This window comes from Streptomyces mayteni (genome assembly GCF_054783955.1).
Genome location: NZ_BAAGPR010000005.1, coordinates 119085 through 130987, shown reverse-complemented (window position 1 = coordinate 130987; position 11903 = coordinate 119085). Strand labels below are relative to the sequence as shown.

Here is an 11903-nt window from a genome sequence, read left to right as displayed (position 1 = left end):
TGTGACGGTGGGCACGTTGCACCGCTGCCCCAAGAGCGGTGCACTAGGGGAATGTTGACTCGAATCGATCACATCGGGATCGCCTGCTTCGATCTCGACGCCACCGTCGAGTTCTACCGCGCCACCTACGGCTTCGAGGTCCACCACTCCGAGATCAACGAGGAACAGGGCGTCCGCGAGGCCATGCTCCGGATCAACGGCACGGACGACGGGGCGGCCTCCTACCTCCAGCTGCTGGAACCCATGAGAGAGGACTCGCCGGTCGGAAAATGGCTGGCCAAGAACGGTGAGGGCGTGCATCACATCGCCTTCGGCACCGCCGACGTGGACACCGACTCCGAGGGGATCAGGGAGAAGGGCGTCCGGGTGCTCTACGACAAGCCACGACGTGGCTCGATGGACTCGCGTATCACTTTCCTCCACCCCAAGGACTGTCACGGAGTGCTCACGGAAATCGTGACCGCCGCGTCCGCTCAGGCACCAGGAGACGCCTCGGGCCACTGACGTGAGCTGCCCCGGCCGGTAGAGTGGCCCCGCCGGGGCAGTGAGCGTCTTTCTCGTCCCGAGTTCGGCCGATGACCGGATCTGCTACACCACGACCAGGGGACGGATGGGACCGCGCGGTGCCTGGCTACGACACCTACCAGGCTGACGACCAGCTCTCGCAGCTCGAAGCCGAGATGGGACGGCTGAAGAAGGAGCGCGACAAGGCGGTCGATCACGCTGACGACCTCGGCTATCAGGTCGAGGTGCTGCGTGCCAAGCTGCACGAGGTGCGCCGCGCCCTTGCCCTGCGCCCCGTCTACGGCGACGCCCAGGCCCACGCCGAGCAGGTCCTGCGCGGCGCGCACCACCAGGCCGACCAGATGCGCGTGGAGGCCGAGCGCGAGCTGCGCGACGCCAGGACCAGGTCGCAGCGGGTGATCCAGGAGCAGGCCGAGCAGCGCGCCCGGATGGAGGCGGAGCTGCACGCCGAGGCGGTCGGCCGCCGGCAGCGCCTCGACGAGGAGCTGGCGCAGCGCCGCTCGACCGTCGAGTCCCACGTCAACGAGAACGTCGCCTGGGCCGAGCAGGTGCGGGCCCGCAGCGAGGCGCAGGCCCAGCGGCTGCTCCAGGAGACCAGGACCGAGTCGGAGCGCACCGTCAGCCAGGCGCGGGCCGAGGCGGTGCGGCTGACCGAGGAGACCAGGCAGCGGCTCGCCGTGGACGCCGAGCAGGCGCGGGCCGAGGCCGACGAGCTGGTGCGGCGGGCCCGTACCGACGCCGAGCGGCTGCTGACCGCCGCCTCCTCCCAGGCCCAGGAGGCCACCGAGCACGCCGAGCGGCTGCGCACCTCGACGGCGCAGGAGGCCGACTCGGGGCGGCGCGAGGCCGCGGCGCTGGTCCGCAAGGCCGAGGAGCGGGCGGCGGCCACCGAGACCGAGCTGCGCGCGGCCCGCGAGGAGGCCGAGCGGCTGGTCGCCGAGGCCACCGCGGAGGCCGAGAAGCGCAAGGCGGCGGCCGAGTCCCTGTACGAGCAGCGCGCGGCGACCGCCAAGGCGGAGATCGCGCGGATGGTCTCCGAGGCCACCACGGACGCGGAGAACCGCCGCACCGAGGCGCAGCACGCGCTGGACGCGGCACGGGCCCAGGCCGAGCAGGTGCTGGCCGGGGCGGCGGACGAGGCGCGGTCCAAGTCGGCCGAGGAGTACGCGGCGCAGCTCGCCGAGGCGGCCCGCACCGCCGAGGAGGTGCTGACCAAGGCCGCGGCCGACGCGCAGGCCACCACCAGGGCGGCCACCGAGGAGGCCGAGCGGCTGCGGGCCGAGGCCGAGGCGGAGGCGGACCGGCTGCGGGCCGAGGCGCACGACGTCGCCGAGCAGCTGAAGGGCACCGCGCAGGACGACACCAAGGAGTACCGGGCCAAGACGGTCGAGCTCCAGGAGGAGGCCCGCCGGCTGCGCGGCGAGGCCGAGCAGCTGCTGGCCGAGGCCGCCGAGGAGGGCGAGCGGACCAGGGCCGAGGCGCGCCGGGAGTCCGTCCAGCAGATCCAGGAGGCAGCCGGCCGGGCCGAGGAGCTGCTGGCCCAGGCGAAGGCCGACGCCGAGGAGATGCGGGGCTCCGCCACCACGGAGAGCGAGCGGGTCCGCACCGAGGCCATCGAGCGGGCCACCACGCTGCGGAACCAGGCCGAGCAGTCGCTGCGGAAGGCGCGGGGCGAGGCGGAGCAGCTGCGGGCCGAGGCCGCGGAGCACGCCGAGCGCACCACCCAGGAGGCGGAGGAGACGGCCCGCCGGGTGCGGGCCGAGGCAAGGGACGCGTCCCGTGCCGAGCGTGACGCGGCCACCGCGGAGCTGGAGCGGCTGCGGGTGGAGGCCGAGCGGCGGGTCGCGGCCGCCGAGGAGGCGCTGGCCGAGGCGCGGGTGGAGGCCGAGCGGCTGCGGGTCGAGGCGAGCGCCGAACTGGAGCGGCTGCGGGCCGAGGCGGCGGAGCGGATCAGGAGCCTCACCGAGCAGGCGGAGCGGGCCGCGCAGGAGGTGCGGGACGAGGCCCTGACGGACGCGGCGCGGTTCCGCACCGAGGGCGAGGAGTTGGCCGTCCGGCTGCGCGGCGAGGCGATCGCCGAGGGCGACCGGCTGCGGGACGAGGCCAGGGAGGCCGCGGACCGGGTGCGGTCCGACTCGGGCGCGGCGGCCGAGCGCACCGCGGCCGAGGCCGCCGAGGCGCTGTCGGCCGCGCAGGACGGGTCGGCCAGGCTGCGCCCCGAGGCGCACGCGCTCCTGGCGGACGCGCGGGACGCGGCGCACGCCGAGCGCGCGCAGGCGCGCGAGCAGGGCGACGCGTTGCTGGCGCAGGCGCGCGCCAGGCTGGACGAGGCGGAGCGGCGCGCCGAGACGCTGGTGGCGGCGGCCGAGCACAAGGCCCAGCAGGAGCGGGACTCGGTCTCCGGGCTCCGCGAGGCGGCCGAGGCGGCGATCGCCACCCACCGTGCGGAGGCGGAGCGCGAGGCCGCCAGGGTGCTGCGCGAGTCGGCGGAGGAGAAGGAGGCCGCGTCCGCGCTGGCCGAACGCACCGTCAAGGACGCGATCGCGGAGGCCGAGCGGCGCCGCACCGAGGCGACCCAGCAGGCCGAGCGGACGCGGGCCGAGGCGGACGAGCTCCAGGACCGGGCGCGCCGGGAGGCGTCCCGCAAGCGCAGCGAAGCCGCGGCGCAGGCCGACGAGTTGCTGGCGAAGGCCCAGGAGGAGTCGCTGCGGATCGCGGCCACCGCCGAGGAGCAGTCGGACACGATGGTCGCGGCGGCCCGCAAGGAGTCCAACCGGCTCATCGCGGACAGCCAGGAGGCGGGCTCCGAGCTGGTCGAGACGTCCCGCAGGGACGCCAACCAGCTGCTGGACGAGGCCCGTCGGGACGCGGCGGCGATAAGGGACCGGGCGGAGGAGCTGCGGTCCAGGATCGAGTCCGAGGTCGAGGAGCTGCACGACCGGGCCAGGCGCGAGTCCGCCGAGCAGGCGCGGGCGGCCGGCGAGCGCGTCGACAAGCTGATGAAGGCCGCCGAGGATCAGCGCGCCGAGGCGCGGACCACCGCTGAGCGGCTGGTCTCGGAGGCCAACTCCGAGGCGGGCAAGGTGCGGATCGCCGCCGTGAAGAAGGCGGAGTCGCTGCTCAAGGAGGCGGAGCAGCAGCGGGCCAGGATGGTGCGCGAGGCACAGCAGACCAGGGCCGACGCGGAGCGCGACGCCAAGCGGATGGTCGAGGAGGGCAGGCGTGAGCTGGACCGGCTCACTCGCCGGCGCGAGGACATCAACGCGGAGATCTCGCGGGTGCAGGACGTGTTGGAGGCGCTGGAGTCTTTCGAGGCGCCCAAGCCCAGTGGGAAGAACGGCAGTCGGGGCGGCAAGCCGCCGGGCAGCGTCGCCGCCGCGGGCGGCCCGCCGCGCCCGGGCGGTCGACGCGGCGGGGGCTGACGTCGGCCACCCGACCGCCCGCCGCGTGGAATCTCGCAGCGGAGCCCGTCGTGCTTTCGCCGCGAAGCGGCAGGTCACCGGCGGCGCCACCGGCCACCGGCCGGTGGTGGCACGCGGCCTGGCTGTGGATCGTCCGTCAAGCCGGCCCGGCAAGGGCCCGGCCAGGGCCCGTTGTCCATATGGCCACTCGATTGAGCGGATGGGGCGAACATTCTCCACACAGATACCTGATCCGCTCGAAGACACGCCGGTTTGCCCCCTAGGATGATGGCCCCGAGGGCTTGGACCGTCCGGACCGTAGGCTTAGGAGCTCGACCTCGAAGCGCTGAACGCCCAGGCCCCACACCCCAACTCACTGAACCCGTCTGAATCGACAGGAACCCCATGAGCGAAACTTCCTCCCCCTTCGGCTTCGAGCTCGTGCGGCGTGGATACGACCGCGGGCAGGTGGACGACCGCATCTCGAAGCTCGTCGCCGACCGCGACAGCGCACTCGCTCGGATCACCTCGCTGGAGAAGCGGATCGAGGAGCTCCACCTCGAGACGCAGAACGCGCAGGCGGCCATCACGGACGCCGAACCGTCCTACGCCGGTCTCGGCGCCCGCGTCGAGAAGATCCTTCGCCTCGCCGAGGAAGAGGCCAAGGACCTGCGTGAGGAGGCCCGTCGGGCCGCCGAGCAGCACCGCGAGCTGGCCGAGGGCGCCGCGCAGCAGGTGCGCAACGACGCCGAGGCGTACGCGGCCGAGCGCAAGGCCAAGGCCGAGGACGAGGGCGCCCGGATCGTCGACAAGGCGCAGAGCGACGCCGCGGCGACCCGCGCCGAGGCCGAGAAGGACGCGCAGAACAAGCGCGAGGAGGCGGACGCCCTCTTCGAGGACACCCGCGCCAAGGCCGCCCAGGCCGCCGCCGACTTCGAGACCAACCTGGCCAAGCGGCGGGAGCAGTCGGAGCGCGACCTGGCCTCGCGTCAGGCGAAGGCCGAGAAGCGTCTCGCGGAGATCGAGCACCGGGCGGAGCAGCTGCGCCTGGAGGCCGAGAAGATGCGCACGGACGCCGAGCGCCGGGCCCGCCAGACGGTGGAGACCGCGCAGCGGCAGGCCGAGGACATCGTGGCCGACGCCAACGCCAAGGCCGACCGGATCCGCAGCGAGTCGGAGCGTGAGCTCGCCGCGCTGACGAACCGTCGCGACAGCATCAACGCCCAGCTGACCAACGTCCGCGAGATGCTGGCCACGCTGACCGGCGCTCAGGTCGCCGCCGTCTCCTTCGACGATGACGACGACAAGGCGGGCGACAGCCTGACCAAGGGAGTGCCGGCCCAGCAGTCGCGCTGAGCCAGCGGGCCCCGGCTCGCCTCACTCGCCTCACGTCTCACTCGATCGGCGCAGGGACCGCCGCCCCACCGGGCGGCGGTCCCTGCGCCGTCTTAGCGTCGAGGCGTGATCGAGCTGTCGGACCTGACCAAGCGGTACGGCGCCAAGACGGCGGTGGAGGGGCTGACGTTCTCGGTGCGTCCCGGCGTGGTCACCGGCTTCCTCGGGCCGAACGGCGCCGGCAAGTCGACGACGATGCGGATGATGCTGGGGCTCGACCACCCCACGGGCGGCGAGGTGCGGATCGACGGCCGGCGGTACGCGGAGCTGCGGGATCCGCTCACCTTCATCGGGGCGCTGCTGGAGGCGCGCTCGGTGCATCCGGGGCGCACCGCCTACCACCATCTGCAGTGCCTGGCGCAGAGCAACGGGATCCCGCGGCGGCGGATCGACGAGGTGCTCGATCTGGTGGGGCTCGCGGCGGTGGCCAGGAAGCGGCCCAAGGGGTTCTCGCTCGGTATGGGGCAGCGGCTCGGCATCGCGAGCGCGATGCTGGGCGATCCGCGGATCCTGATGTTCGACGAGCCGGTGAACGGGCTCGACCCGGAGGGCATCCACTGGATCCGCAACCTGATGAAGCGGCTGGCGGCCGAGGGGCGGACGGTGTTCGTCTCCAGTCATCTGATGAGCGAGATGGCGCTGACCGCCGAGCACCTGGTGGTGATCGGGCGGGGCCGGCTGCTGGCCGACACCTCGATGGCGCGGTTCATCGAGGAGAACGCGCGGACGTCCGTCCGGGTGCGCTCCCCGGAGCCCGAGCGGCTGCGGGAGGCGCTGGAGGGCGCGGGGCTCGCGCCGGCGCGGCAGCCGGACGGCGGCTTCGAGGTGGAGGGCGGGGACGCGGCCCGGGTCGGCGAGCTGGCGGCCGAGCACCGGGTGACGTTGCACGAGTTGCGCGTGGAGCGCGCCTCGTTGGAGGAGGCGTTCATGCGGCTGACCCACGGGACCGTCGAGTACCAGGCGCACGACGGGGGCGACGACGTTGAACCGCGGTGACCGGGCTGAGACGCGTCGGGTGCTGCTCTCGGAGTGGACCAAGATCCGGTCGGTGCGGTCCACGGTGTGGACGCTGGCGGCGGCGGTCGTGGTGACGGTGGCGTTCGGCATGCTGATCTGCCTGCTGGTCAGGAACACCTTCAACGAGCTGTCGTCGCACGAGCGGATGACGTTCGATCCGACGCTGACCAGCTTCTCGGGCACGATGCTCGGGCAGCTCGCGATGATCGCGTTCGGCATCCTGGTGGTCGGGGGCGAGTACAGCACGGGGATGATCAGGTCCTCGCTCACCGCGGTGCCGCGGCGTGGCCTGCTGATGTTCGCGAAGGTGTCGGTGGCGACGGCGCTGGCGCTCGCGGTGGGGATGGTGACCAGCTTCCTGGCGTTCGTGCTCGGCCAGGCGCTGCTCGGCGACCACCGCACGAACCTCGGCGAACCGAACGTGCTGCGGGCGGTGTTCGGCGCCGGCCTCTACATGGGCCTGATCGCGCTGTTCGCGATGGGGGTGGCGTGGATGCTGCGGAGCCCGATGCTGTCGTTCGGGGTGCTGATCCCGTTCTTCTTCATGATCTCCAGCATCCTGGCGAACGTGTCGGCCACCAGGAAGCTGGGCCGCTACCTGCCGGACCAGGCCGGCTCCTGGATCATGTCGGTGGTGAACACCGGCGACCGACCCTACGGCCCGTGGGCGGGTCTTGGCATCATGGTGTTGTGGGTCGCGGCGGCGCTCCTCGGCGGCTACCTGGTGCTGCGGCGGCGGGACGCCTGACGGGCGGTGCGCCGGTCCCTCGCGGTCCAGCAGGGTGCGTGCCAGTGGCGGCGGTCGTCGACGGCGCCGAGCTGGGGCCAGGTGACGACGTGCGGCACGCCGGGCGGGATCTCCTGGTCGCAGCCGGGGCAGCGGTAGTGCTTGGCGGCGGCGGCGCCGGTGATCCGCCGAACCACCCATTCCTCGCCCTGCCAGCTCTCGGTGCTGTCCGTGCCGTAGACGCGCTGGCTCGGCTGGGGGCGGGCGGCGGGCCGGTTGCGACGCGGGGACACGGGACACCTCGGTTCGTCGGGGCGGCGGACTCTGCCGGCTCTGCGGGCTCGGCGGCGAACAGGCCGGTGGGTCGATTTTACGCAGCGCTCCCGAGGACCCTCAGGACCGCACGAATCCGACATCCAACCGATCATCAGAAAAAAATGCCGCAGGACCGTGCCTTTGGCACGTGTCACCCGTTGTTCCGGGAGGGCACCCGTTCACCCGACGGCGTACCGCACAGCTTGGCGAGAGGGGCGAGGGTGATGGACACCCTGCGAATTGGGACATTTGTGCTGGCCGGTCAGTACCCGGGCCAGAGCCACCGGGAGGCACTCCACCGGGCGATCCGCTCGGCCGATGTCGCCGACGAGGTCGGCCTCGACTCCGTCTGGCTGGCGGAGCACCACTTCGTGCCCTACGGCGTCTGCCCGTCCGCCACCACCCTCGCCGGACTACTGCTCGGCCGCACCCGGCGGATCCGGGTCGGCACCGCGATCTCCGTGCTGAGCACCGCCCACCCGGTGGCGCTCGGCGAACAGACGGCGCTGCTGCACCTCGCCTCGGGCGGCCGGTTCTCGCTGGGCGTCGGGCGCGGCGGCCCCTGGGTCGACCTGGAGGTCTTCGGCGGCGGCGCGGCGGCCTTCGAGCGCGGCTTCCCCGAGTCCCTCGATCTGCTGCTGCGCTGGCTGCGCGAGCCGCGGGTCGCCGCCGGCGGCGAGCGCTACCTGTTCCGGGAGGTGCCGGTGGTACCGAGACCGGCCGAGCCCCCCGAGGTGGTCGTCGCCTGCACCTCGCCGGGGACCGTGCGGACGGCGGCGGAGCGCGGGCTGCCGATGCTGCTCGGCATGCACGTGGGGGACGAGGAGAAGGCGGAGATGGTCGGCATGTGGCGCGCCTGGGCGCGGGCCGCCGGCCATCCGCCGGAGGAGGTCGCCGGCGCCGGGCACGTGTCGGCCGGCGTGGCACAGGTGGCGGACAGCCACACCGAGGCCGTCGAGACGCTGCGCCGGGCGCTGCCAGGCTGGCTGCGCAAGGGCCTTTCCGCGCACCAGACGCTGGACGGCGGGCCGCGCCGGATGCGCGACCCGCTCGAGTACACCGAGTTGCTGTGCGAACTCCACCCGGTCGGCGATCCACAGCTGTGTGCCGACCGGCTTGCCGCCACGGCCGAGCGGACCGGGATCACCCGGTTCGCGCTGCTGGTCGAGGGTTCGGGAGAGACGGTCACCACCGAACTGAACGTCCGGCGGCTCGGGGACGAGGTGCTGCCGCTCCTGCCCCATCCGGCGGCGGGGGCGGCGGCACTCGGCGGGTTGGCGGCCGAGGCGGCCGGCCCGGCTCAGCCCGTCAGCAGTCCCGCAGCTCCGGGGACTGGTTGAGTATCTGGCTCCGGACGGAGGTGAACCTGGCCATGGCATCCTCGGAGGCGGCGTCGAGGGGGAACACCGCCACCCGGTGGCAGTTCTGGAAGGCCAGCTTCACCCCGAAGTGCCGCTCGAGCGCGCCCCGGATGGCGTCGCTGGCGAGCGCGCGCAGCAGCTGGCCGCGGGCCTGTTCGCTGGGCGGGGGTGTGGTGTTGTCGGCGAAGTCACCGCCGTCGACCTTCAGCCTGGCGACCAGATCACTGATCATGTCCCAGGCGAAGGGTAGGGATGTTCGGACGCAGTCGACGAACTCCTTCTCGTCGACCTCGCCTCGCTCGGCCTGCTCCAGCAGCACCGGTGAGACGTCGAGCGACATCGGATTCTCCTCTCGGACCCCTGGCGAGGGGATCTGACGGACGGGCCACGGGAACCGCGCCGCCCGCCACCGCGTCAAACCCTCAGGCGGTGAATGAGCGGCGACGCCCCCGTGGCCAACGGTAGGCGTCCTGGCCCGCGCATGTCAGGGGAACGGGCAGATAACTGGCCATCACCGAACCCCACCATTCCCTTCCATACCGGCGTCCCCTCGGTTCCCGTACCTTCACGGGCCCGGCGCGCGCTGTGGAACGGCGGAGCCGGCCCGAGCGGAGGCTACCGTTCCGCCAGCCAGCGGTAGCAGAGCTCCGGGCGCCCGACGTGCCCGTACTGCGGGCTGCGCTCGGCCCGCCCGGTCTCGACCAGGTGCTCCAGGTAGCGCCGCGCCGTGATCCGCGAGATACCGACGGCCGCCGCGGCCGCCGCGGCGGTGACGCCGGCCGGGCCGGCGTCCCGCAGGGCCCGGGTCACGGCCGACAGCGTCGGGCCGCTCATCCCCTTCGGCAGCGCCGCCGGCTGCGGCGCGCGCAGCGCGCCGAGGGCCCGGTCCACCTCCTCCTGACCGCCGGCCTCGCCGACCGCCGCCCGGAACTCGGCGTACCGCACCAGCCGGTCGCGAAGCGTCGCGAACGTGAACGGCTTGAGCACGTACTGCACCACGCCGAGCGAGACACCCTCCCGCACCACGGCCAGATCGCGCGCCGAGGTCACCGCGATCACGTCGGCGCCGTGGCCGGCCGCCCGCAGCGAGCGGACCAGCCGCAGCCCGTGCCCGTCCGGCAGGTAGAGGTCGAGCAGCAGCAGGTCAACCGGCCGCTGTTCGAGCAGCCGCTGCGCCTCGGCGCCCGAGTGGGCCGTGCCGCGCACCGCGAAGCCCGGCACCCGGTCCACGTACCTGCCGTGCGCCTCGGCGGCCAGCGGGTCGTCCTCGACGACCAGCACCCCGATCTCGTTCACGCCGCCCCCGCTCACGCCGTCACCACGCCGGCCCGCAGCGGCAGCCGCACGGCGCACAGCGCCCCGCCCGCCGGGGCCCGGGAGATCTCGACGCTCCCCCGGTTCCGCCGCACCGCCTGCCGCACCAGCGCCAGGCCGAGCCCGCGGCCGACGCCCTGGTTCCCCGGCTTGGTCGACCAGCCGCGCCGGAACGCGTCCTCGACGGCCTCGGGCGCGATCCCGGCGCCGGTGTCCGCGACGCTCAGCAGCAGCTCGCCGTCCTCGGCGCGCACCGTCACGCCGATCCGGCCGGGGGCCGCGCCGTCCCCGCAGGCGTCGATCGCGTTGTCGATCAGGTTGCCGAGGATGGTCACCAGATCGCGGGCCGCCAGGTCGGGCGGCAGCACCCCGTCGTCCATCCGGCTCTCGGGGGTGAGCACCAGCTCGACGCCCCGCTCGTTGGCCTCGGCGGCCTTGCCGAGCAGCAGCGCCGCCAGCACCGGCTCGCCGACCGCGCCCACCACCTGGTCGGTGAGGGCCTGGGCCAGCTCCAGCTCGGCGGTGGCGAACTCGACGGCCTCCTCGGCCCGCCCCAGTTCGATCAGCGAGACGACGGCGTGCAGCCGGTTGGCCGCCTCGTGCGCCTGGGAGCGCAGCGCCTCGGCGAAGCCGCGCACCGAGTCCAGCTCGCCGGCCAGCGCCTGGAGCTCCGTGTGGTCGCGCAGCGTGACCACCGTGCCGTGCCGTTCGCCGCCCGAGACCGGCGACGAGTTGAGCACCACGATCCGCTCGTCCGTCACGTGCACCTCGTCCACCCGGGGCTCGGCGGACAGCAGCGCCTCGGTGAGCGGGCGCGGCAGGCCGAGGCGGTCGGCCGGCCGGCCGAGCTGCTCGCCGGTGAGGCCGAGCAGCTCCCGGCCCGCGTCGTTGATCAGCGCGATCCGGCCCTCGGCGTCGAGCAGCAGCAGGCCCTCGCGGACGGCGTGCAGGGTGGCCTGGTGGTAGTCGTGCAGCCGGCTGAGCTCGGCCGCGTTCATGCCGTGCGTGTGGCGGCGGAGCCGGGCGTTGACCACGTAGGTGCCGACGCCGCCGAGCAGCAGCGCGCCGGCCGCCATCGCGAGCAGCGCGACGACCTGGCCGGCCAGCCGCTCGCTGATCTCGTCCACCGTGATGCCGGCGCTGACCAGCGCGACCACCTGCCCGTCGGCGTCCTGGACGGGGGTGACCACGCGGACCGAGCGGCCCAGGGTGCCGGTGTAGGTCTCGGTGAAGGTCTGGCCGCGGAGCGCGGACTCGGTGTGCCCAAGAAAGGTCTCGCCGATCTGGGCCGGATCGCGGTGCGTCCACCGCTCGCCGTCCGGGGCCATGATCGTGACGAAGGCGATGCCGCTCTCGTCCATGACGCGCTCGGCGTAGGGCTGGAGCACCGTCGAAGGATCGGGACCGGTCGCCGCCTCGAGGACCGCGGGCGACTCGGCGACGGCCACCGCCGCCGCGGTCACCTCGCCGATGGCCGCGTCCTCGGCCTGGGAGCGGTCGGTGACGTAGGCGAAGACCGCGCATCCGGCCACCACGGCGGCCACCAGCACCACCTGCATGGCGAAGAGCTGGCCGGCCAGGCTGCGCGGCCTTGGCAGACGTGGCAGGCGGAGCGGTCGGGGCAGTCGCATGCCGCCAGTGTGCCCGGATGATGACGATGGCCGAAACCGGCCCGTCACACCCGCTCCGCCGCTGTTCATGAACATGACCGTGAACGTAATGAACGTAAGCGTGACCGGGGTCACAGGGGGGTGCATATTCACGGAGGCGTCAAGACGACGCCTTCCCCTTGTAACCACCCCCTTCATCACCAGCTCAGCCGGCGACCACCACGAGAGCCGCACACTC

10 protein-coding genes are annotated in these 11903 nt (G+C 73.6%); 6 read left to right on the top strand and 4 right to left on the bottom strand.

Annotation, left to right across the window (positions count from 1 at the left end):
• The first annotated feature begins 51 nt into the window (after positions 1–51).
• The 5 genes from mce (at position 52) to ACYVPE_RS04175 (ending at position 7086) form a co-directional block, all read left to right on the top strand.
• Entirely contained in the window at positions 52–504 is a 453-nt protein-coding gene (mce, locus tag ACYVPE_RS04195) for a methylmalonyl-CoA epimerase (RefSeq protein ID WP_461031996.1), read from the top strand.
• A gap of 119 nt (positions 505–623) precedes the next feature.
• Complete coding sequence (locus ACYVPE_RS04190) at positions 624–3947, top strand: hypothetical protein (protein ID WP_461031995.1); 3324 nt, start codon at positions 624–626, stop codon at positions 3945–3947.
• A gap of 384 nt (positions 3948–4331) precedes the next feature.
• Positions 4332–5282 carry a coiled-coil domain-containing protein gene (locus ACYVPE_RS04185; RefSeq protein WP_132819773.1) on the top strand — a complete coding sequence of 317 codons (951 nt, stop codon included), beginning with the start codon at positions 4332–4334 and terminating at the stop codon, positions 5280–5282.
• Positions 5283–5387: 105 nt separating this feature from the next.
• Positions 5388–6317: an ATP-binding cassette domain-containing protein gene (locus tag ACYVPE_RS04180; protein ID WP_461031994.1), complete on the top strand. Its 930-nt coding sequence runs from the start codon at positions 5388–5390 to the stop codon at positions 6315–6317.
• Positions 6304–7086 (top strand): ABC transporter permease, encoded by a 783-nt coding sequence (locus ACYVPE_RS04175; protein WP_461031993.1) that lies wholly within the window; start codon positions 6304–6306, stop codon positions 7084–7086. The genes ACYVPE_RS04180 and ACYVPE_RS04175 overlap by 14 nt, the downstream gene beginning before the upstream one ends.
• On the opposite strand, the gene ACYVPE_RS04170 is transcribed toward ACYVPE_RS04175, so the two are convergent.
• Complete coding sequence (locus ACYVPE_RS04170; RefSeq protein WP_461031992.1) at positions 7056–7358, bottom strand: ATP/GTP-binding protein; 303 nt, start codon at positions 7356–7358, stop codon at positions 7056–7058. The two genes, ACYVPE_RS04175 and ACYVPE_RS04170, sit on opposite strands and share 31 nt — an antisense overlap.
• Positions 7359–7613: 255 nt before the next feature.
• Between ACYVPE_RS04170 and ACYVPE_RS04165 the strand changes: the two genes are divergently transcribed.
• Entirely contained in the window at positions 7614–8720 is a 1107-nt protein-coding gene (locus ACYVPE_RS04165) for an LLM class flavin-dependent oxidoreductase (protein ID WP_461032038.1), read from the top strand.
• On the opposite strand, the gene ACYVPE_RS04160 is transcribed toward ACYVPE_RS04165, so the two are convergent.
• The 3 genes from ACYVPE_RS04160 to ACYVPE_RS04150 form a co-directional block, all read right to left on the bottom strand.
• The gene (locus ACYVPE_RS04160; protein WP_461031991.1) at positions 8689–9081 is read right to left on the bottom strand and encodes an SCO5389 family protein; all 393 of its coding nucleotides are present in this window, start codon (positions 9079–9081) and stop codon (positions 8689–8691) included. The two genes, ACYVPE_RS04165 and ACYVPE_RS04160, sit on opposite strands and share 32 nt — an antisense overlap.
• Before the next feature lie 275 nt (positions 9082–9356).
• A complete protein-coding gene (locus ACYVPE_RS04155) occupies positions 9357–10052 on the bottom strand; it encodes a response regulator (protein ID WP_461031990.1) in 696 nt (231 codons plus the stop codon).
• On the bottom strand, positions 10049–11686 hold the full coding sequence (locus tag ACYVPE_RS04150) for a sensor histidine kinase (RefSeq protein ID WP_461031989.1): 1638 nt from the start codon (positions 11684–11686) through the stop codon (positions 10049–10051). Before ACYVPE_RS04150 ends, ACYVPE_RS04155 begins: the two co-directional genes overlap by 4 nt.
• Between the last annotated feature and the right edge of the window lie 217 nt (positions 11687–11903).

What these genes read in the sequence shown, in the direction of transcription:
- mce (WP_461031996.1), top strand. Translation starts at nt 52, where the DNA reads ATGTTGACTCGAATCGATCACATCGGGATCGCCTGCTTCGATCTCGAC.
- ACYVPE_RS04185 (WP_132819773.1), top strand. Translation starts at nt 4,332, where the DNA reads ATGAGCGAAACTTCCTCCCCCTTCGGCTTCGAGCTCGTGCGGCGTGGA.
- ACYVPE_RS04160 (WP_461031991.1), bottom strand. Translation starts at nt 9,081, where the DNA reads ATGTCGCTCGACGTCTCACCGGTGCTGCTGGAGCAGGCCGAGCGAGGC.
- ACYVPE_RS04150 (WP_461031989.1), bottom strand. Translation starts at nt 11,686, where the DNA reads ATGCGACTGCCCCGACCGCTCCGCCTGCCACGTCTGCCAAGGCCGCGC.